The sequence below is a fragment of the Rhodothermales bacterium genome (assembly GCA_034439735.1).
Taxonomy (GTDB): domain Bacteria; phylum Bacteroidota; class Rhodothermia; order Rhodothermales; family JAHQVL01; genus JAWKNW01.
Window position 1 is genome coordinate 25,957 of record JAWXAX010000187.1, and the last position, 20,919, is coordinate 46,875.

General features: G+C 61.6%; 16 protein-coding genes. 10 read left to right on the forward strand and 6 right to left on the reverse strand.

Translation table 11 applies throughout. The features are described from left to right. The first annotated feature begins 37 nt into the window (after positions 1 to 37). Entirely contained in the window at positions 38 to 2,425 is a 2,388-nt protein-coding gene (locus SH809_14170; GenBank protein ID MDZ4700851.1) for a DUF5916 domain-containing protein, read from the forward strand. Here the strand turns inward: SH809_14170 and gltX are convergent. From gltX to SH809_14185, 3 genes are all read right to left on the reverse strand, one after another. Next, entirely contained in the window at positions 2,411 to 3,904 is a 1,494-nt protein-coding gene (gene gltX / locus SH809_14175) for a glutamate--tRNA ligase (GenBank protein MDZ4700852.1), read from the reverse strand. The two genes, SH809_14170 and gltX, sit on opposite strands and share 15 nt — an antisense overlap. A gap of 139 nt (positions 3,905 to 4,043) precedes the next feature. Next, positions 4,044 to 4,583, reverse strand: a complete 540-nt coding sequence (locus tag SH809_14180; GenBank protein ID MDZ4700853.1) for a zf-HC2 domain-containing protein — start codon at positions 4,581 to 4,583, stop codon at positions 4,044 to 4,046. Positions 4,584 to 4,634: 51 nt separating this feature from the next. Continuing rightward, on the reverse strand, positions 4,635 to 5,228 hold the full coding sequence (locus SH809_14185) for an RNA polymerase sigma factor (GenBank protein MDZ4700854.1): 594 nt from the start codon (positions 5,226 to 5,228) through the stop codon (positions 4,635 to 4,637). Positions 5,229 to 5,464: 236 nt separating this feature from the next. On the opposite strand from SH809_14185, the gene SH809_14190 reads away from it, so the two are divergent. The 7 genes from SH809_14190 to SH809_14220 all read left to right on the forward strand — a co-directional run bounded on the left by SH809_14190 (position 5,465) and on the right by SH809_14220 (position 13,601). After that, the gene (locus SH809_14190) at positions 5,465 to 7,522 is read left to right on the forward strand and encodes a peptidylprolyl isomerase (protein MDZ4700855.1); all 2,058 of its coding nucleotides are present in this window, start codon (positions 5,465 to 5,467) and stop codon (positions 7,520 to 7,522) included. Beyond that, positions 7,515 to 8,414, forward strand: coding sequence for a peptidyl-prolyl cis-trans isomerase (locus tag SH809_14195; GenBank protein MDZ4700856.1), 900 nt, complete (start codon positions 7,515 to 7,517; stop codon positions 8,412 to 8,414). Before SH809_14190 ends, SH809_14195 begins: the two co-directional genes overlap by 8 nt. 177 nt (positions 8,415 to 8,591) lie before the next feature. Then, entirely contained in the window at positions 8,592 to 9,962 is a 1,371-nt protein-coding gene (locus SH809_14200; protein ID MDZ4700857.1) for a peptidylprolyl isomerase, read from the forward strand. Between the two features lie 99 nt (positions 9,963 to 10,061). Beyond that, the gene (locus tag SH809_14205) at positions 10,062 to 11,030 is read left to right on the forward strand and encodes a MoxR family ATPase (GenBank protein MDZ4700858.1); all 969 of its coding nucleotides are present in this window, start codon (positions 10,062 to 10,064) and stop codon (positions 11,028 to 11,030) included. A gap of 118 nt (positions 11,031 to 11,148) precedes the next feature. Next, on the forward strand, positions 11,149 to 11,754 hold the full coding sequence (locus tag SH809_14210) for a CAP domain-containing protein (GenBank protein MDZ4700859.1): 606 nt from the start codon (positions 11,149 to 11,151) through the stop codon (positions 11,752 to 11,754). Between the two features lie 16 nt (positions 11,755 to 11,770). Beyond that, on the forward strand, positions 11,771 to 13,192 hold the full coding sequence (locus tag SH809_14215) for an aldehyde dehydrogenase family protein (GenBank protein ID MDZ4700860.1): 1,422 nt from the start codon (positions 11,771 to 11,773) through the stop codon (positions 13,190 to 13,192). A gap of 37 nt (positions 13,193 to 13,229) precedes the next feature. After that, entirely contained in the window at positions 13,230 to 13,601 is a 372-nt protein-coding gene (locus SH809_14220) for a hypothetical protein (GenBank protein MDZ4700861.1), read from the forward strand. 78 nt (positions 13,602 to 13,679) lie between these two features. Here the strand turns inward: SH809_14220 and SH809_14225 are convergent, their stop codons facing one another. Beyond that, complete coding sequence (locus SH809_14225) at positions 13,680 to 14,948, reverse strand: amidohydrolase family protein (protein ID MDZ4700862.1); 1,269 nt, start codon at positions 14,946 to 14,948, stop codon at positions 13,680 to 13,682. Positions 14,949 to 15,106: 158 nt separating this feature from the next. On the opposite strand from SH809_14225, the gene SH809_14230 reads away from it, so the two are divergent. After that, positions 15,107 to 16,900 (forward strand): T9SS type A sorting domain-containing protein, encoded by a 1,794-nt coding sequence (locus SH809_14230; protein MDZ4700863.1) that lies wholly within the window; start codon positions 15,107 to 15,109, stop codon positions 16,898 to 16,900. Here the strand turns inward: SH809_14230 and SH809_14235 are convergent. Both SH809_14235 and glmM read right to left on the reverse strand, forming a co-directional pair. Next, on the reverse strand, positions 16,892 to 18,169 hold the full coding sequence (locus SH809_14235) for an Hsp70 family protein (GenBank protein MDZ4700864.1): 1,278 nt from the start codon (positions 18,167 to 18,169) through the stop codon (positions 16,892 to 16,894). The two genes, SH809_14230 and SH809_14235, sit on opposite strands and share 9 nt — an antisense overlap. 56 nt (positions 18,170 to 18,225) lie before the next feature. Then, positions 18,226 to 19,617 carry a phosphoglucosamine mutase gene (glmM, locus tag SH809_14240; GenBank protein ID MDZ4700865.1) on the reverse strand — a complete coding sequence of 464 codons (1,392 nt, stop codon included), beginning with the start codon at positions 19,615 to 19,617 and terminating at the stop codon, positions 18,226 to 18,228. Positions 19,618 to 19,945: 328 nt separating this feature from the next. Here glmM and cyoE point away from each other — a divergent pair, with 328 nt between their 5' ends. Further along, positions 19,946 to 20,836, forward strand: a complete 891-nt coding sequence (gene cyoE, locus SH809_14245) for a heme o synthase (GenBank protein ID MDZ4700866.1) — start codon at positions 19,946 to 19,948, stop codon at positions 20,834 to 20,836. The last annotated feature ends 83 nt before the right edge of the window (positions 20,837 to 20,919 follow it).

Consider the following 20,919-nt stretch of genomic DNA (forward strand, 5'->3'; position numbering starts at 1 on the left):
CCGCCATCCAACGTTGCAAGTGACCCCTATCCCTAGCATGGTAAATACCGCGCGTTTTGCGAACGTACGGCGGTTTTGCGTCTGTGCCGCCGCGTTTTCTCTTCTGTGGACACCGTCAGGCCGTGCCCATGATCGCCCCGATCCAGAACTGGTCCGCCCCACCGAAGTACCGCTGCCTCGCCTCGAGGGTGAGGAAATCGTGATCGATGGCGCGCTTGATGAACCGGCCTGGCTGGAAGCCGCCCTGCTTACCGGTTTTTCAGCATACCTGCCCGTCGATGGCCGTCCGGCCATCGATACCACGCATGTGCTGGTCTGGTACTCCCCGACCGCCATCCACTTCGGCATCCGCGCATTCGAAACGCACGATGAGGTCCGCGCCACACTGGCCGACCGCGACAAGATCGAGGGCGACGATTCAATCCAGCTCATTCTGGATACGTATAACGACCGCCGCCAGGCCGTCATGATCGGCGTCAATCCGCTCGGACAACAGGCCGATGGCATCCTCCGCGACGCCACGGGCCTCAGCGGCGTCGGGGGCGGAACGCTCTCGCGGGCCTATATCGTCGATCTCAGTCCGGACTTCCTCTATGAATCCCGCGGCCGATTGACAGAAACTGGCTATGAAGTCGAGATCCGGGTACCGTTTAAAAGCCTCCGGTATCAGGCCGACTTCGTGCAGGACTGGGGGTTCAACATCATCCGCCAGGTGGCCCATTCGGGGTATGCCAGTACGTGGACCCGGGTGCTCCAGGGCAACGCGTCCTTTATGGCGCAGGGGGGCACGCTGCGCGACCTGACGGATCTGCGGCGCGGCCTGGTACTGGACATCAGCCCGGAACTCACCAGTTCGGTGAACCGCGTGGATGCGGCGGCCGGCTGGGACGTGGACGCCCGCGATCCGCTTGGTATGAACGTGCGCTGGGGCCTCTCGAATAACCTGACGCTCAACGGAACCGTCAACCCCGATTTCTCGCAGGTTGAAGCCGACGTCGCCCAGATCCAGTTCGACCCCCGCCGCGCCGTGTTCGTGCCCGAGAAGCGGCCCTTCTTCCTCGACGGGATCGAACTCTTCCAGAGTCCGTCCCAGCTCATCTACACCCGGCGCATCGCGAACCCTGTCGGGGCGGCGAAAATCACCGGCAAGGCCGGCAAGACCAACGTCGCCTTCCTATCCGCCGCCGACAACAACGAGTTTTACCTGAAAGACCTGGACGCCCGCTACTTTAACGCTCTCCGGCTCCGGCAGGACCTCCGCGGCCAGAACACGGTGGGCCTTACCTACACCGACAAGATCGACGGCAACCATTGGAATCGCCTCGGCGCCGTCGACGGTCGCATGGTGTTCTCTAAGATCTACTCATTCACCTACCAGACCGGCCTCAGCGCCACGAGCGACGCCGGCTCGGTGGATATCGCGCCCATGTGGTACCTCTCTGCCAGCGCCTCGGGCCGAAAGTACGGCGCCCGGTTCTCGACGACGGGTTACCACGGTCAGTTCAACGCGGAATCCGGCTTCATCGAACGGACCGACGTCGCCACGATGACGTTTCAGCCGCGCGTCACCTGGTTTGGCGAACCCGGAGCCGGCGTCGAGTCCTTTACAACCGGCATCACCCTGGATGGCACCTGGGATTACGACCGGTTCACCGCCGGCACGGGCCCGAACGACCGCAAGCTGCACGGTAACACCAGCTACCGCTTTAGGGGCGGCTGGGCGGGCGGGACGTCGGTCTTCTACGAGTCCTTCAAATACCCGGACGGATTGTATACCGATTTCTTCGTTCAGCGCCGCGAAAACGGGGCCCCGGTGGACACCGTCGCTTACACGGGCACGGATCGACTGACCAACCTCGGCTTCTGGACGACGCTGCAGACGCCGCAGTTCAAAACGTTCTCCGGCGACCTCTTTCTCGTCACCGGCCGAGACGACAATTTCTTCGAGTGGGCGCCGGCCGACATCTACTTCATCGACCTCGGGCTCAACTGGACGCCCACGGATCAGCTCCGTCTGTCCCTCCTGTACAACCACCAGCAATACGTCCGCGCCATCGACAAAAGTACCGTTGGATTGCGGCGTGTGCCGCGGCTGAAGGTGGAGTATCAGATCACCTCCGCCTTGTTCGTGCGCGTGGTCGGGCAATACGACGCCAACTTCGTCGATGTCCTGCGCGACAACTCGCGAACCGAGGACCCCATTCTGGTGCTCGACCGGGAGACCGGCGTGTTTGCGCCAACCGTCGTGCGCAGGTCGAATAACTTCCGGGCGGACTGGCTGGTGTCCTACCGCCCCAATCCGGGCACCGTGTTTTTCCTTGGATACGGCAGCAGCCTACGGGAGCCGAATACCTACCGGTTCACCGACCTCCGACGCATAAACGACGGGCTGTTCTTCAAACTCAGCTACCTATTCCGCGTCTGACGCCGGCAGCCGCTCGATGGCCAGGCGAAGGCGGCGCACGCAGGTGTCGCGTCCGAGGGTTTCGAGCAACTCGAACAGGCTCGGCCCGTGGGTGATGCCGCTCACGGCGAGTCGTACAGGGTGGATGATCCGGCCAGCGCCGGCGCCGCGTTCTTCGCCGAGCAGGCGGAGCTGCTCTTCGCAACCGGCGGCCGTGAAGTCGGGTAGCGCCTCGAGGCGGGCCGCAAAGGCGTCCAGCAGGGCCGGCGAGTCCGACTTCCAGCGTTTGGCGACCCCGTCCGGGTCGTAACCGGCCGGCTCTTCGAAGAAGAAACGCCAGGTCGTGGTCAGCTCACGCAGAAACGTGATGCGGTCCTTCATCAATCCGGCCACCCGCCGCAGATAGGCCTCGTCGGCCTCGAGCCCCGCGGCCTGGAGGTCCGGCCGGATCCGTTCGGCCAGCACCGCGTCGTCCAGCCGGCGCAGGTGTTGCTGGTTGAACCAGTTCATCTTGTCCGGACTGTACTGCGTCCCCCCCTTGCCGATCCGCTCCAGGGAAAACACTTCGACGAGTTCATCGAGCGAGAAAACCTCCTGCTCGACACCCGGATTCCACCCCAGAAAGGCCAGATAGTTGACTAGCGCCTCCGGTTCATAGCCAAGCTCGCGGTACTGGCGGACGTTGACCGGTATGCCCATCTTGTCCGCATTTCTCTTGGACAGTTTACCCCCGTTCGGGCTCAGGATGAGGGGAAGATGCGCCGTCTGCGGCGGCTCCCAGCCGAGCGCGCGATACAGTAGGATGTGTTTCGGGGTAGACGACAGCCATTCCTCGCCGCGCACGATGTGCGAGATGTGCATCAGGTGATCGTCCACCACATTCGCCATGTGATAGGTCGGCATGCCGTCCGACTTCATCAGCACCTGATCGTCCACTTCCGCGCTCTGGAAAACGACCGTGCCCCGGACGATGTCGTTAAACTGGATCGCCTTACCCACGGGCACGTTCAGACGGACGACGTAGGCCTCGCCGGCATCCACCCTCGCCTTCACCTCGGCCGCCGGTATCGTGTAGGAGTTACGCATCGCGAGGCGCGTCTCCGTATCGTACCGCGGATTGGGGTTATCCCCGGTCGTGAGCCGGTCTCGCATCGCCTGCAGTTCATCCGGCGTATCGAAGGCGTAATAGGCATTCCCCTCCGCGAGTAGGCGATCGACGTAGGCTTTATAGATCGACTTCCTTTCGGACTGGTAGTAGGGGCCAAAGGGCCCTCCGATCCGCGGCCCTTCGTCATACCCCATGCCGGCCCAGGACAGCGCGTCGAGGATATCCTGTTCGGCATCTTCGACGAAGCGCTCGCGGTCTGTATCCTCGATCCGCAGCACGAAGGCGCCGCCATGCCGGCGGGCGAAAAGGTAGTTGTAGAGCGCCGTCCGGAGACCACCGATGTGAAGCAGTCCGGTCGGGCTCGGGGCGAAGCGCACCCGTACGTCAGTCATATATCAGCCACGTATCGAAATCCCTGGGTCCAGAATAAAGAGGGGTCAAGATACGATAGCCGACCGGACGAGGGGCGGGCTAGCCCAATTTTCGAATTGCGCCAGGGTCGCTGTAGCTGTCCACTGGAGCCGTCATGTCTCAGTCATCGTGCTGCGCCGCCTCAATCGTCAGACCCGGGTAAAAGACATACAGCGTGGCTGTTCCCGCTTGCGTAGGGGAAAGATCGGTGAACTCGATGGTCTCATCCATCCCGAAGACCTGCCCGGCGGCGGCATTTTCCGGTGCGTTGGCGGGAAAAAGCAGGCCGCTCAAAAAGACCAAGGAGGCGGCGATGACGACGGCGCGATAGGAAAGCGGCGTCTTGTGTTGCCACAATGAGCGGCGATCGCCGGCACGGTCAACTCGACTCGTGGTGACGCGCAACGCATCGAGCTTCTTAAAAAACCCATCGTCAAACGCCGGCGGCACGGCGAGGGGTTCAGTGCGGATCATGCGGCGAAAGTGCATGAATTGCTCGAGTTCTACCCGGCATGCCCTGCAGCCGGCCAGGTGGGCGAACAGGGCGGACTGATCCTCCAGCCCGAGTTCACCGTCGATAAAGAGATTCAGCGCCTCGAGGGCGCTATCCAGATCCACATCCTCCGAATGGATCAGCCGTTTATTCGATTCCGTTGACATAAGCTATTCCGGCTCGCATACTAAAAAAACCGACACAGGACTTTCCATGCATCACCGCACTCCGATCTTCGGGGCATCACTCCCGAGTGCTTCTTCGAGGTATCTGGCCAGTGTCCGACGAGCCTTAAACAACCGCGATTTCACAGCACTCAGCGAGCTTCGCGTAATCGCAGCGATTTCTTCATACGAAAGGTTCTGATATTCCCTGAGCACGATGACTTCTCGATACTCCGGCTTCAGGGCGGCGAGGTATCGATTTACCATCGCCACCTGTTCATTCTTCTCCATCTGATGGATGGGCGTAGCTCCCTCCCGGCGCATCGTGGGAATATCCTCGTGCTCCGGCTCAAGCGCGACCTGCCACCCCTGTCGTCGCAGCTGATTCAAGCACTGATTCCGAGCGATGGTGAACAACCACGATCGAAAGGCGTCCGTCTTGATCAGCCGATCCCGGTGTTCATAGACACGCAGAAACGTATCCTGCATCGTATCGCGCGCTAACTCGCGATTGAGGAGCATTTTTAAGCAGAATGCGTACACAGCACCCTTGTAGCGATTGTACAGCGACACGAAGGCAAACTCGTCGCCGCTTGTAAACGCTTCGATGAGGGCTTTATCCGGCTGCGGTATTTCGTTCGATGGCATGTCCATTCGTTCCGTGAATCCGCGTTATGGCTGTAGAAGTACGACCTTCCGGATATGTAAAAGTTGCCGGCTCATGAACCTATGGCGACCCTGCAACGTTTGTGGCACCAGGAATCCGGGCAACAGCCCCTCTCCGGATCGTTCCCCCCTGTGGCTACTTAGTGTGTAATCCGTTCATTTTCTCCAGTACACGTACGCTCGATAGAATCATGGCAAACCTTGAAATACGAACGCCCTTGCGTTCACTCTTTCTGATCGCTCTTACGGTCGCCGGCATCGCAGTGGCCGGCTGCAGCGGCGCCGGCCGCTCCACGTCCACCCCGAACATCCCGCCGGACGCCGTCGCCCACATCGCCGGACAGTCCCTCTCCCTGGATGAGTTCGAAACGCGGTATGCGCGCTCGGTGGGCGGTCGCCAGCAAGCGATCGAGGACAGCCTGGCTGAATATCGGGACTTCCTGAATCGGTACACGGATTTCCGGATGAAGGTGCTGTATGCCGAGGAACTCGGGTTCGACCAGGATACGACGCTACTGAGCGAGATCGATGCCTATCGCAAGCAACTGGCTCGGCCTTACTTGCTCGAACGAGAGATCATGGAGCCCATCCTGCGGCAGCTATATGAGCGGCGGCAGCAAATCGTGGATGCGAGCCACATCCTCGTCCGCGTCGCGGAGGATGCGTCGCCGGCCGATACGCTGGCCGCCTTCACGAAGCTGATGGCCATGCGGGACTCCGTCATGAGTGGCGTCGACTTCGGTGATCTGGCGTTCCGAAATTCCGAAGACCCTTCCGCACGCGGCGACGGCCCCGGTGGCCGTGGCCGGCTGGGCTACTTCTCGGGGGGGCAGATGGTAGAAGCGTTTGAAAATGTGGGCTATTCCACACCGGTCGGCGACGTATCGCCCGTATTCCGTTCCCAGTTCGGGTACCACATTCTCCAGGTGCACGACCGGCGCGGACGCGTGCCGGATCGGTGGGCGTCGCATATCGCCGTACGGGAACTCGCCTCGACCACTCAACAGGCCACACCGCGTGAGCGTATCGAGGCCCTCCGGGCCCGGCTGCTCGCGGGCGAAGAATTCCGAGTCGTAGCCACCGAGAAGTCCGAAGACACCCAGTCCGGCTCCCGCGGTGGCCAGTTGGGACGCGTGGCTTTCACGACGCCTCAGCTGCCGCCGGCGTTTAAAGACGCCCTGTTTGCACTTGAAAAGGAGGGCGACTTCTCCGACATCATCGAGACGTCGTATGGGCTCCATATCGTCCGGCTGGACCAGATCGAAGTGCCGCAGACCTTCGAGGAGAGCTACGAAGAGCTCAAGATGACGGCCTCGCGTCTCCCCCGGGTCCGTGCCGCTGAAGATCGGATGGCGCTTGAGATCCGCGAAAAGCAGGGCATCTTTGTCGATACGACGGCAATTCTTGCCACACTCAACGGCCGGCCCTTCCGCGCCCGGGATATCCTCGAAACGCCTGCGGCCGAAATGCAGCGCATTGTCATCGGAGTGGGCACGCAGCGGTTTACGTTTGGCGATGTCGTCAATTTTGCCGAAACGGCCAATCAAGCCTACATAGCCGATACGCTAGGGCGTGTGTATCAGACGATCGACATGTTCCTGAACAACGCCGCCCTCGACTATGAGGCCGCGCAATTGGAATCCACGAATGAGGACTTCAAGGGGATCATGGGTGAGTTTCGGGATGGGCTGTTGCTCTTCAAGTTGATGGAGGATTCCATCTGGACGGCCGCCGCCCGGGACACCGCCTCGCTCGTGGCTTACCATGACGCCCGCGTCGACAGCTTCTCATTCCCGGACCGTACCCGGATCGTGAGTGTCCGCGCAAAATCCGACTCGTCGCTCCGGGCGATTACGGCGCATCTGGGCCATGGCGTCTCTGTGAAGGACCTCGTGGCGACGGCGTCCCGCGATACGGTGAACGTGGTGGAAATCGACACCACGTATCTGGCCGGCCCGAACAATTCCATTTACGACCGCGCCCTCGGCTTGTCCGCCGGACAGGCCACCGAGCCGATTCTCAACGCCGGCTCGTTTATCGCCCTCATCAACGACGGCACCGAGCCGGCCCGTCTGAAAACGTTCACGGAAGCCCGCTCCGAGGTGTTAAGTGCCTACCAGGAGCTCCAGGAAGCGAAACTCCTGGCACGGCTTCGCAAGAAATACGCGACGCAACTGTTCCCGGAGCAGCTCGTGGGCCTCTACGCGGAAGAAAAACAGCGGGCGGCCACGGCTAAGATCACCGACCTAACCGCTCCCGAAAACGTAAATGACTGACGTCCATGGCGATCCGGACCGGGCGAAATCGTTCGCCCGGTTCACCGGATTGCCGGCCCTGGTACTGGCCTGTGTACTCGGACTCAGCGCCGGCTGCGCCGACCCGGAAGTCGTGCCGGATTATGCCGTCCGGGTCGGCGAAAACTATCTGACGGCTGAGGAGATGGACGCAAGCCTCACCTCCCTGGCCGTGGGTCTGGATTCGGTCGAGGCCCGAAAGCAGATTATTGAGCAATGGGTCACACGAGAACTCATCGCACAGGAAGCCCTACGGCTCGGCTTGCAGGATGATGAGGAGGTGCTCCGCCTCGTCGCCGAAAATGAACGGTCCGTCCTCGTGAGCGCGTTACTCTCCCGGTATTATCGGGTGGAAGATAACGAGCCCTCGGAGGGCGACATCGAATCCTATTACACCCAGCATGTCGACCTCTTCGCGCTCAAGGAAGACTACCTGCGCGTCCGGTACCTCACCGCCGCCACCGCCGTCGATGCAAACCGCGCCCGCGATCGCCTACGCGACGCGACGGCGATCGGGCAGGCGGACTCGAGTTGGAGCGACATCGCCCGCACCTGGGCGCAGGAATACGACGGCTCGATGCGGCTCAGCGAGAACTTCTTCCCCCAGAGCAGGCTCTTCCCCAGCGCCACCCTCCGCGAGTGGGTTCAACGCCTGGAAGTCGACCAGATTGCCCCTGTTGTGGAGGAGAACGGACGGTTCCATGTGCTCCAACTCGCCGACCGCCGGCTGGCCGGAACCACCCCGCAACTACCCTGGATCAAGGACGAGTTGCGCGAACGTCTGATCATCGAGGCCAGGAAACAGATGGTAGCGCGTCAGGTTCAACGGCTCAGAAACGAAGCGCTGGCCCGCCAGGACCTTGAAATCCACTAAACTACTCTGGCATCGCGTGCTCAAGGTACCTGGAACCTGTTTCCTTGAATCGCTCACGGGCGAAACCCGTCTCCCGATTGCCCCTGTCGATTGCCGGCCATTTTCGGGCAATATTCCCGGGCGAACGGCGTTCTCTACCCACACGCCCGCTTCGACCCCTTACGCATGTATACATCGATGACCTCAAAGCCCACTGGCTTTCTCCTATTTGCATTATTCGCCGCTTCGCTGTTCTCCCCCCCCGGCCGCGACGCCTTCGCCCAGGAAAGCGAGGTCGTCGATGAAATCGTAGCCGTCGTCGGGGACCGCATCCTCCTACGATCTGAAGTGGACGGCGTGGTCCTGGGCATCTTGCAACAACAGCAGATGCCCTACACGGAGGACCTGTGGATGCTGGCGCTCAACCAGATGATCGACCAGAAGGTGATGACGATCCACGCGGAGCGGGACACGAACATCGTCATCTCGGATGAACAGGTCGAACAAGCCCTGAATCAACGGATCGACCAGCTTACCGCTCAGGCCGGCGGAACGGCCCAGTTCGAAGAGTTTTACGGAAAGAGCCTGCTCGATATCCGGGGAGATCTACGGGACGAACTCAGCGACCAGTTGCTGGCCGACCATATCCGCAACCAGAAGGTCGGCACGATCAAGATTACCCCGACGGAAGTGCGCGAGTGGTTTGCGCAGTTTCCCCAGGATTCGCTCCCCGTGATCCCGGAGATCGTCCGGGTTTCCCACATCGTGCGCTACCCCGTGGCTTCTCCCGAAGCGAAGTCGTACGCGCGAGACCTAATATCCGTCATCCGGGACTCCATTGTCATCGCCGGCGCCTCGCTCGAGGAATACGCGCGGCTGTATTCGGAGGATCAGGGGTCGATCGAAAATGGCGGTAGGTATGCCAATAGCCGGCTAGGCGAACTCGTGCCCGAATTTGCAGCCGTTGCCTCCCGCGCTCCAATCGGTGAGGTATCCCCTGTATTCGAATCCCCCTTTGGCTACCACATCTTACGTGTGAACACACGGAGGGGCGATCTGGTGGATTTCAACCATATTCTGATCCAGGTTGATGACGGCAAGGCCGATCCTGCCGACGCCATCGCTACGCTGAACATGGTTCGAGACTCGATCCTGACCCACCAGGCGCCGTTTGAGTTGATGGCGCGGCGGTATTCCGAAGAGGAAGCTTCGATGCGCCTGGGCGGCCGCGTGGTAGATCCTCGCACCGGCGAGCGCGACCTCGTCCTGCAGGCGCTCAATTTTACCTGGCGGCAAACCATTAATGCCGTCGAGATCGGTGCGATCAGCGAGCCGGCGGAGGTTGAACTACTCGACGGCAAACGCGCCTTTCATATCGTCCTATTGCACCGCCGCGTGCCCGAGCACCCGGTTGATATCATCACGGATTACGAACGCATCGAAGACCTCGCGCTGCAAGACAAGCAGAACAGGATCATGTCTGAATGGCTGGATAAGCTGCGTACTGACGTGTATGTAGACCTGCGTGGCAAGGCAAAAGCCCTCTCTCTGGCCGAAAACACCCTATGACCGCTCGCCCCGGCCACGCGGTAGTCTTTCTGTTCTTCTTCCTATTCTCCACCCGACCTGCCCATGTCGCGAAGTGCACCCATTGAGACAGACATCGCCATGATCGATGAACTGCAGGCGAGTTTCGCCACACTCACCCGTGAGATTGGCAAAGTGATCATCGGCCAGGACGACATCATCCGACAGGTGTTTGTGTGTCTGCTCTCCAACGGACACGTCCTGCTCATCGGGGTGCCCGGTCTGGCCAAGACGTTGTTGATTCGGACGTTGTCGCAGGTGCTGGACCTCCGGTTCAATCGGATTCAGTTTACCCCGGATCTCATGCCCAGCGACATCACCGGCACCGAGATCATCGAGGAAGATATGACGACGGGCCGGCGCGCCTTTCGTTTTGTCAAAGGCCCTGTATTCGCCAACGTGGTGCTGGCCGACGAGATCAACCGTACGCCACCGAAGACGCAGGCGGCCCTCCTCGAAGCCATGCAGGAACATCGGGTGACGGCGGCCGGCCAGACGTATGAGCTCGACGAACCGTTTTTTGTCCTCGCCACGCAAAACCCAATCGAGCAGGAGGGCACTTATCCCCTCCCGGAGGCGCAGCTGGACCGTTTTATGCTCAACTTGTGGCTCGATTATCCAACGTTTGAGCAGGAAGTTAGCGTGGTGCGTAACACGACCAACGCCGTGCCCGTGACGTTGTCACGCGTGCTCTCCCGGGAGTCGTTGGCCGCGTACCAGCACCTGGTGCGTCAGATACCAGTGACCGATAACGTCATCGAGTATGCGGTTCGTCTGGTGACCAACACCCGCCCGGCCGCCGCCTCAGCGCCCGACTTCGTCCGGAACTTCCTCAGCTACGGCGCCGGCCCGCGCGCCTCGCAATACCTCATTCTGGGAGCCAAGGCGCTCGCAGCCCTCGAAGGCCGCTCGACACCTATCATCGATGATGTGCGCAAGATGGCGGTCCCAGTGCTCCGGCACCGCATTGTGACAAACTTCAACGCCGAGGCCGAAGGGGTCTCCGCGGTGGATCTGATTCAAAAACTCCTCGCGTTGCATGGGGCGTAGCCGATCGGATAAGGCCCCCCAGCCTTTGCACCGGCTCCACTGTTTTCTCGGCAGTACGTCTGCGCGTGCGCCTTCCGTTTGCGCAATCGCGTGGTGCGCCTTCGCCTGTACCTTTCTGATGCTGGTTGCATCGTCCGGATGCGCTTCCCTGCCCTCCGGACAGCCGCTTGCCGAACGTGATGCCCTCCTCAATGCCGGCGTTCATGACGCGGAGGCGATCCGTGCCATGGCTGCTATCGACCTCGATGCGATCGAGCGTCACGTGCTGGCGCGGGTCAACGCCGAACGGGCCGAACGAAATCTCCCATCTTACCAGCGCAGCCGTCCGCTGGACGACGTGGCGCGTGCCCACAGCACCCACATGGCGCAACAACAGTTTTTTAGCCACACGGACCCGAACGGCGACGACCCCACACAGCGCGGGGCGGCACGCGGCATCGAATGCGTTCGGCCGGCCGGGGAGAACCGAATGGCCATCGGACTTGGCGAAAACATCTTTAGCACCTATCTTTTCTCCTCGATTCATACCATGCGGCGGGGCGACGAAGCCACGCAGGTGTATACCTGGAAAACAGTGGATGCCCTCGCCGTCGAAGCCATGGAGGGTTGGATGAATAGCCGCGGCCATCGGCTCAATGTGCTGAGCCGGCAATACCAGACAATAGGCATCGGCGCGGCCCGCGACCCGTTGGGACAGCTTTTTCTGACACAGAACTTCTGCTAACTCGCGGCTCGAATCCATGGGAGCGCCCACCCTCACCACCGACTACGCGGCACTCCTCGAGCGATTATCCCACCGCGCGACCGAGATCCGCCATAGCGACTGGCGGATGCGCGTGGACAAACTTCGCCGGCTCAAACGGGCCCTCCTCGCCCGACGCGACGCCATCCGCGAAGCCGTCTACACCGATTTTCGCAAGCCCCCAGAAGAAGCCGACCTCACGGAGTTATCCGTGCTCCTTGCCGAGATCAGCCATGCGGAGCGCCATGTGCGGCAGTGGATGCAGCCGCGCCGGCTGCGAACACCGGTTCCTTTTGTGGGCACATCCGCCGTTCGGTATATCGAACCCAAAGGCGTCGTGCTCGTCCTGGCGCCCTGGAATTATCCCATCATGCTCGCCCTGTGCCCCGTCGCCTCGGCCATCGCCGCCGGCAACACCGTGGTGCTCAAGCCGTCCGAACTGACGCCGGCCAGTTCCACACTCATGCGCACCCTCCTCGCTGATGTGTTCGACGCCGACGAGGTGGCCGTCGTCGAGGGGGATGGGGACGTCGCCCGGGAACTGCTGACGCTTCGGTTCGACCATATCTTTTTCACGGGCAGCCCGGCGATCGGCCGGCTCGTGATGAAAGCCGCCGCCCGGCACCTGACCTCCGTCACCCTTGAACTCGGCGGCAAGTCGCCCGCTCTCGTCGACGCCTCGGCCGATGTCACCCTCACGGCGCGGCGGCTGATTTTTGGGAAGTGTTCAAATGCCGGCCAGACCTGCGTCACGCCGGACTACCTGCTCGTCCATCGAGCCCTCTACGAGCCGCTCGTCCAGGCGCTCCAGGAAACACTCGATACATTTTACGGCGAAGCCCATACGCCGGCGTCGTACGCGAGCATCATAAACGAACGGCACCTGGACCGCCTTCTGGCTCTGATCGACGACGCCGTCGCCCATGGGGCACGCATCGTCCGGGGAGGGGATATGGTTCGCGGCGAGCGCGTGTTGAAGCCGACACTCATCGTTGACATCCCCCCGGATGCGCGTTTGCTGGAGGAGGAGATCTTCGGCCCCGTGCTTCCGATCGTACCCTACGACACCCTCGACGAAGCGCTGGCGTTTATCAACGAACGGCCGCCGGCGCTCACCCTGTACCTGTTCAGTTCAGACCGGTCTCTCCCGGATCGTGTGCGTCAGCAAACGACGACCGGCTCGATCGTGGTGAATGATACCTTGATCCACTTTGGCCACACTGAAATGGCGTTCGGGGGGATTCATGAAAGCGGGATTGGACGCAGCCACGGCTATGCGGGATTTATGGCGTTTTCTAACGAACGCCCCCTGCTGACACAACATGTAGGCGCGCCGGCCCTTTTCGGTAAACTTTATCCGCCGTATACTCGCGCCACCCGATGGTTGCTCAACATCCTGCTCCGCTGGTACGGACGCTGATTGCGCCGGCTCATCTCCATCACACCCACGACTTCGTATGATCGATATCCTTGCCTATAAACTGGTCCACCTGATCGGCATAATGATGCTCTTCATGGCAATGGGCGCCTCGTTTGTCCATGCCTTTAACGGCGGACTCAAAAGTGAAAACCGATGGAGAACCGCCATCGGCATCACCCACGGCATCGGGCTGTTTCTCGTACTCCTGGGTGGCTTCGGCATGCTCGCCCGGCTCGACATCCCCTGGCCGTGGGACGGATGGGTGTTTGCCAAACTCATCATCTGGGTAGCCTTCGGCGGAATGACCGTGCTGATCCAGAAAGCAGGGCGTAATGGAACATGGCTGTGGTATGTGATGCTCGTTCTCGGCCTACTCGCCGCCTACCTGGCGCTATACAAGCCCTTCTGAAGGGTTCAAGGTGTATGGTCTATGGTTCAAGAATACGACCTTAATCCTTGAACTTCGAACCTTTAACCCGAAAGCCCGTCAGGGCTTACGATAGACGACCCCGTCCTTCATCACGAAGGCCACCCGGCGGAGGGCATCGATATCCGTGAGGGGATCGGCCGGCACGGCGATGAGGTCGGCCAGTTTGCCGGCGGTCACTGAGCCGATGGCGTCGTCCAGTTGCATCAACTCGGCGGCGGTGAGGGTAGCGGACCGAATCGCCTGGGCGTTGGTCATCCCGTAGTCCACCATCGTCTTGAACTCCATCGCGTTCTCTCCGTGCGGGATAGCGCCGGCGTCGGTCCCGTAGGCGATCTTGACCCCTTTACGCACGGCCCGGCCGAACACATCGCGGTGAGATTCCGTGATCGCACGCTGGCGTTCTGTGAGCGTGGCACCGGGTTCCAGGGGGAAATAAACCGAGAGGGTTGGGACCCAGAACGTCCCCTTTTGGACCATCAGATCAAGCGTCGCATCGTCGAGCATCATGCCGTGTTCGATGGAGCGCACGCCGGCCTCCACGGCTACATAGGCCGGCCGGCCGCCGTACGCGTGGGCCGAGACCGGCGTCCGAAACCGCGAAGCCTCGTCGACGACGAGTCGGATATCGTCGTCGGTAAACTGCGGCAGCGGCTCCATCTTCTCGAAGTCGATATGTTTTGTCGTCCCCGTGGCGTAGAGCTTGATCCAATCCGCCCCGTACTTGATCTGCTTGCGGAGGGTTTCCACGATGGCCGCCGGTGAATCGGCGAGGGCGCCAAACTGGGGGACCTCGATGCCCGGGGCGAGGCCGTCGGTGTTCATGTAGCCGCCGGTGATGCTGATGGCCAGCGTGGCGACCTGCATGCGCGGGCCTGGGATGACGCCGTTCTCGATCGCGTCGCGGATGGCCACATCGGCCCAGTCGGCGCCCTCGGAATCCAGGTCGCGGATGGTCGTAAAGCCGGCAAGCAGGGTCTGGAGCACGGCTGCCGTCGCCTCGGCGGTGCGGTAGGGAATGGACTTATAGAGGATCGGATTCCGCTCCCCGTAGTCGGGCGTGAGGGTGACATGGGTGTGTGTGTCGATGAGGCCGGGTAGGAGGTAGTGGCCAGGCAAATCGATGACGGTAGCGCCACGCGGGACGGCCGCATCCACGCCCACGGCATCGATGTGGTTGCCATTAACAACCACGATGGCATTACGAAGGAGCGTACCGGATTCCACATCGACGACAGCGGCCGGCCGGAGTACATACACCGAGGATTGGGCGAAGGCGGGCGCCGTCAGCAGACACAGCAGGGCGAGTCCTGGCAGTCGGAGAAACATGGCGTTGTGGGTAGGATGATTGGAGTACGACGCAAGCTCGTTTCGAAACGCATGACATGCAAGAGCGGTAAATTATCCAGAAGCGTTGTGGCGCGCCCCGGCATGAGATGTCGCCTCTATCCTTGAATCCACCCTGTTCAATGATAGAGGCTTCCATCATGCACACTTCATACAGCGTGTTCCGGGCAACGTCGCGAGCCCTCGGGTTGTCGTTTCTTTTGCTGACCCTCGCGGCGCCGGAATCAAACGCCCAGTTTGCCCACTCATTGGGCAACGAAAGCTTCGATAGCGGCCAGGGTGTCGGCATCGATTCCAGCGGCAATGTGTACGCCGCCGGCACCTTTAACGGCACCATCGACTTCGACCCGGGGCCGGGCGAAGTATCCTACACGTCCACGCGAACAGACGTCTTCGTGACGTCCTACGATACGACGGGCGCGCTCCGGTTTGCCTTGCCGATCGGAAACGTCTTTGCGACGTCGGAGTCATCCAGCGGCATCGCCGTCGAGGAGGATGGACGATTTTATGTCACCGGCGGTCAGCCCTTTGGCAGTATCGACTTTGACCCGGACCCGCGGGAGTTCGCGGAGACCGTCGGCAAGGTCTTCCTGGCCGGCTACACGAGCGAGGGCGCCTACCGGTGGTCCGCACCGATCACGGGGGGTGAAAGTTCGGGCGAAGGACTCGGGATCAGCGCCGATGCGACCGGAAACGTGTACATCGCCGGCTCCTATGTGTTTTTCCTCGATTTTGCACCGGCCGACACCAGCCGGGGCGACCTGCCAGGCATCGGCAGCGTCGATGCGTTCTTCGCCAGCTTCACTGACGATGGCGCCTTCCGCTTCGTCGGCCGCATCGGAGGGCCTGGCGCCGACTATGCCCGCGACGCCGTCGCGGATAGTGAGGGAAACGTCTACGTCACCGGCCGGGTGACGGGAACAGTGCAGTTTGATCCCGACGATCGAGATAACGACGGCGACAGAGGTGAGCGTACAACGGTCAGCACCGCCGACGCATTCCTCGCCAGCTACACGGACGAAGGCATCCTGCGCTTCGCGTATACCTTTGGCGGCGCCTTCATCGCCGACGACGACACCGGGCACGGGGTGTCAGTCGACGCGGATGATAATGTCTATGTCGTCGGCGAAGGCAGCGGCCAGCTTTCATTCGACCCGCTCGATGCGGACGGCGACGGCAACCTCGAGGTCCGCGCCGGCGACGGCAACGGCAGCGCCTTCCTGGCCAGTTACACGTCGGATGGAGTTATGCGCTTCGCGAATGTCTTTAATGGGGGGGCGAGCGCGGCGTTCGATGTCGCGACGAACGACGCCGGCGTGAGCTATCTCACAGGCACCTACTCCGGTAACACGGACTTCGACCCCCTCAATACCTCGTTGATCATCGACCAGGACGGCGGATCCGACGTCTTTGTCGCCAGCTACGATGCACTGGGCGATCTTCGCAAGGTCTTTACGCTCACCGGCACGGGTCTGCTCAACGGGATGGGCATCGCGTTCGAGGCAGACGAGGATGTGGCGATCACCGGGGGGTATTCGGTGTTGATGGATCTCGGGCGGGGTGATGCCGTCGACGAGCGAACGAGCGCCGGCCAGAACGATGCGTTTATAGCCCGCTACCCGGCGTTCGAGCCCTCTTCTGTAAGCTCGGAGCGACCGCCAGAGACCCCGCGTGTCGCCGGCGTCTCGTCGCCGTACCCGAATCCCTTTTCGCAGGCGACCGAGTTCGACCTGACGCTCACCGCCCCGCAGACCCTGCGAATTCGCGTGTTCGATATCCTCGGCCGCGAAGTGGCCTCCATTCACGAGGGTACGACCCCCACGGGCACCCATCGGATTCGCTGGAGCGCGGAGGGCGCCGCGCCCGGGCTCTATCTGATTCGTGTCGATGGCGAGGGCGTTTCGCAGACACGCCAGGTGGTTCTGTTACGCTGAGACAGTGCTAAAAAACAGCCGGGCGGACGACGCCAGGCCATACGCAACACTTCGGAATGCGTGGCCTTGTTGGAATTTGTCATCGCCGAACACCCGTGCCAGTCGCTGCCGCACGGCCGGCACGAGCGAACTACCTCCTGTGAGAAACACGGCGTCGATCTCCGTAGGATCGACGCCGGCTGTTTTCAGATGGTGCTCAACCGTCGTGGTCAGTAGTGCGAGTCTCGCCTCCAGGATGGCGGGGACGTTGGCTCGAAAAAGAGGTTCTTCAATGACGATGTCGCGATCGGAAAACCGGATGATGGCGCGCTCGGCATCGGTGGCGGCGATTTTTGCACGCTCCACCGCCTTGATGACTGCAAAGGCCAGGTTGCGGTCGATGAGCGCGAGAAGCCGCGCCATCGCCGGCTTGTTGTCCGAGAAAAACTGGTAGGTCTTGAGCGCCTGCTGGATATCGGCTCGCTTCAGCACCGACATCTTATCCCACGAACAAATCGTCCGGAAGATGTTGGGCGGCACGGGCAGCCACTTGCCGTACGACTCGTACAGCGCCCCGTACCCGAAATAGGCGACGATCCGGGCCCACATGATCTCCGCGTCGAAGTCGTCGCCGCCCAGTTTCACGCCGGCGGTACTCTGGATATCGCCGCGCCGGTCGGTTTCGCGGATGCGGGCGGGGTCCAGCCGCATGATGCAAAAATCCGAGGTGCCGCCGCCGAGGTCGGCCACGTAGACCGTCTGAGGACGGTCGATGCGCTGCTCGTAGTCGATCGCTGCGGCGATGGGTTCGGGCTGGAGGAAGATCTCCTCGAAGCCGGCCATCCGCGCCGCGCGGGTGAGTCGCTCCACCGCCAGCGCATCCCGAGCGGGGTCTTCCGAGAAATATGTCGGCCGGCCCAGGACGACGCGTTTTGTATCGACGCCCAGGAACGAGTCGCACTGCTGCTTGAGATACCCGATAAAATGCGCGATGAGCGCCTCGATGCGGACCCGCTTGTTGTGGATGGTGATCTCCGACAATGAGGGCTCGGGAAGCGCCGACTTGATCGACTTCAAGAAACGCCCTTTCATCCCCGAGCGTGCATATTCCGCCACCGCTCGGGAGCCGATGAGGAAGTCGCCTCCCTGACCATCCGGAAAAAACAGCGCGCTTTCGATGGAAGTCTCGACGCCGGCAGGCAGTTCCACGACCTCGCCGGCCTCCATGTCATATACATGGACGACCGAGTTGGACGTGCCGAAGTCGATCCCGTAAACAAATGGCGACATGAAAAATGGCAAAAGGAAAAAGGAAAAAGGAAAAAGCGCATGTCCCTCGCGTCCGTTCACGCGAGTGCGAGGATGGCGGATTTGAACCGATCGGCGAGGGCCTGGGCGGCGGTTTCCGTCGCGGCTTCCGCGTAGATCCGCACGATAGGCTCCGTATTGGATTTCCGGAGATGCACCCAGCCTTCGTCGAAGTCGATCTTGAGGCCGTCGACTGTCGATATCCGATCGTTTTTGTGTTGCTCGGCGAGGCGGGCCAGGACGACATCCGGGTTCAACGCGCCCAGCGGCAGGCGATCCTTGACGATGGCGTACCGGGGTAGCCGTTCACGGAGGGCGGATAGCGCGAGGCCTTCGTCGGCCAGATGTTGGAGGACCATCGCCACCCCTACGAGGGCGTCGCGGCCGTAGTGGAGTTCCGGCACGATCACCCCGCCATTACCCTCGCCGCCGAGCACGGCGCCGATTTCCTGCATCTTATCCACCACATTGATCTCACCCACTGCCGTTCGGTGCACCTGCTGGCCGTGCCGGCGGGCCACATCCTCGATCGCGCGCGAGGACGAAAGATTGGTCACAAACGGACCCGATGCGTGCTTCCAGAGGAAATCGGCCGCGATGACTTGCGTCAGCTCCTCGCTCATGTACACCCCGCCATCGGCCACGAGGGCGAGGCGGTCGGCATCCGGGTCGACGGCAATGCCGAGGTCGGCCCCTTCGTCGGCCACGCGCTGCATGAGGTCGGCCAGATGCCCGGGCAGCGGCTCCGGGTTGTGGGCGAACAGCCCATTGGGTTCGCCATTGAGGAGGACGATGTCCTGCTCGACCAGGCCGAGGCGCAAGAGGAGCGCCGGCAGGGCCACGGCGCCCACCGAGTTCACCGCATCGATGACGATGCGAAAGCGGCGCCGGGCGACGGCTTCCGGCTGGATATAGGGCAGCGCGAGGATGGCGTCGATGTGGGCGGCGAGGTAGTCGTGCCGGCGGAGCGATCCGATGGCGTCGAAAGCGACGGTCGGCGAGTCGGGGGCGTCCGCCAGCGCCAGCATGGCTTCGGCCTGGGCGGCGCGGAGGAATTCGCCGCGGGGGCCGAGCAGCTTGAGTGCGTTCCACTGAGCGGGGTTGTGCGAGGCGGAAAGGATGACGCCGCCGGCGGCGTTTTCTGCCAGCACGCCAAAAGCGATGGTCGGCGTAGACGCCATCCCGGCATCGATCACGTCGCACCCGACGCTCTGTAAGGCCGCCATCACCAGGCCGGCACACACTTCGCCCGTCACCCGCGCATCGCGGCCGACGACGATCGTTGGCCGGCCGCTTCCCGGCGTCGTCTGGCCCTTGCACCATATCCCAAACGCCTCGGCATAACGGACTATCGAGCGGGCGTCGAGCCCATCTCCAAATATCCCCCGAATGCCGGAGATCGAAACGATGAGGGTACCGGATGAAGGCATAGTGAAAAGTGCAAAAGGAAAAAGGAAAAAGGAAAAAGGAAAAGCGAAGCACGATCAAACCCACTTTTCACTGTGCACTTTACACTTTTCACTTACCCTGGATCCCTTGCTTACCCGATCGTTCCGGGCTCCGCGGCGAGACGAGAGGCTTCAACGGGTTTTAATGGAACAGGCCGTCGCGCGCCCGGTTTGCTGAGTGGCTGTGGCGGGAATCATTCGACTGAAACTTCCGCGCGGCGTGCTTCGCGACACGGGCGGCGAACCTCTTTTCTGGAATCAGGATTTCATGGCCGTAGAGTCACCTTCATCGTACATAGCTGCTACCACCGTGGCGGCGGAAGCCCCCGCGGGCTGGTCGCTCAAGCAGGCGGTAAAGGATTACTGGTCGCTGACCAAGCCGGAAATTTCCTTTCTCGTCGCCATTTCGGCCCTCGCCGGCTTCCTACTGGGCGCCCCCGGAGACATCGACTATCGCATCTTGACGGGCCTGCTGGTTGGCGTCGTATTGTCATCCGCCGGAGGCGCCGCGTTTAACCTGTGCCTCGAACGGGAATTGGATAAAAAGATGCACCGCACGGCGGACCGCCCGTTGCCCGCCGGGCGCATCTCGCTCACGCGCGGCGTGGCGACCGCCCTGGCGCTTTCCACCGCCGGCCTGACGACGCTCTACATCCAGACCAATCTGCTTACGACGGCGCTGGCTGCCGCGACGATCGTGCTTTACGTGCTGCTGTATACTCCCCTCAAGCAACACACCAAGTACAATACCCTGGTGGGCACCCTGCCCGGCGCGCTGCCGGCCATGGGCGGATGGACAGCCGCTACGGGAGATTTCGGGCTGGGAGGCTGGCTCATGTTCGCCATCCTCGTCATCTGGCAACTCCCGCATTTCCTTTCGCTTGCGTGGATGTACCGCAAGGATTATGGCCGCGCCGGTTTCAAGATGCTTCCCGTCGTCGAACCGGACGGGACATCAACGGTGTTTCAGGTCGTGCTCGCTTCTGTCGCGCTCCTCGTCGCCAGCGTATTGCCCACCGCGTTCGGGTATACCGGCTGGCTCTATGGCGCAGGCGCCCTGGTGTTCAGCGGGTGGCTGCTCCAGGCCAGCATCGTCTTCTTCCGTAGTCGCGCCAATCTTGATGCGCGGCGTGTGCTCAAGGTGTCCATCTACCATATCCCCGCCCTTGTGCTTTTTATTGTACTCGATCGAATGGTTTGATGGGGAGACACGATGTATCGTGTCTCTACGATCGAATGGTTTGATGGGGAGACACGATGTATCGTGTCTCTACGATCGAATGG

Coding starts and splice junctions, on each gene's coding strand:
- SH809_14205 (MDZ4700858.1), top strand. CDS start 10,062: ATGATCGATGAACTGCAGGCGAGTTTCGCCACACTCACCCGTGAGATT.
- gltX (MDZ4700852.1), bottom strand. CDS start 3,904: ATGACTGACGTACGGGTGCGCTTCGCCCCGAGCCCGACCGGACTGCTT.
- SH809_14210 (MDZ4700859.1), top strand. CDS start 11,149: ATGCTGGTTGCATCGTCCGGATGCGCTTCCCTGCCCTCCGGACAGCCG.
- SH809_14215 (MDZ4700860.1), top strand. CDS start 11,771: ATGGGAGCGCCCACCCTCACCACCGACTACGCGGCACTCCTCGAGCGA.
- SH809_14180 (MDZ4700853.1), bottom strand. CDS start 4,583: ATGTCAACGGAATCGAATAAACGGCTGATCCATTCGGAGGATGTGGAT.
- SH809_14200 (MDZ4700857.1), top strand. CDS start 8,592: ATGACCTCAAAGCCCACTGGCTTTCTCCTATTTGCATTATTCGCCGCT.
- SH809_14230 (MDZ4700863.1), top strand. CDS start 15,107: ATGCACACTTCATACAGCGTGTTCCGGGCAACGTCGCGAGCCCTCGGG.
- SH809_14235 (MDZ4700864.1), bottom strand. CDS start 18,169: ATGTCGCCATTTGTTTACGGGATCGACTTCGGCACGTCCAACTCGGTC.
- glmM (MDZ4700865.1), bottom strand. CDS start 19,617: ATGCCTTCATCCGGTACCCTCATCGTTTCGATCTCCGGCATTCGGGGG.
- SH809_14170 (MDZ4700851.1), top strand. CDS start 38: ATGGTAAATACCGCGCGTTTTGCGAACGTACGGCGGTTTTGCGTCTGT.
- SH809_14225 (MDZ4700862.1), bottom strand. CDS start 14,948: ATGTTTCTCCGACTGCCAGGACTCGCCCTGCTGTGTCTGCTGACGGCG.
- SH809_14220 (MDZ4700861.1), top strand. CDS start 13,230: ATGATCGATATCCTTGCCTATAAACTGGTCCACCTGATCGGCATAATG.
- SH809_14185 (MDZ4700854.1), bottom strand. CDS start 5,228: ATGCCATCGAACGAAATACCGCAGCCGGATAAAGCCCTCATCGAAGCG.
- SH809_14195 (MDZ4700856.1), top strand. CDS start 7,515: ATGACTGACGTCCATGGCGATCCGGACCGGGCGAAATCGTTCGCCCGG.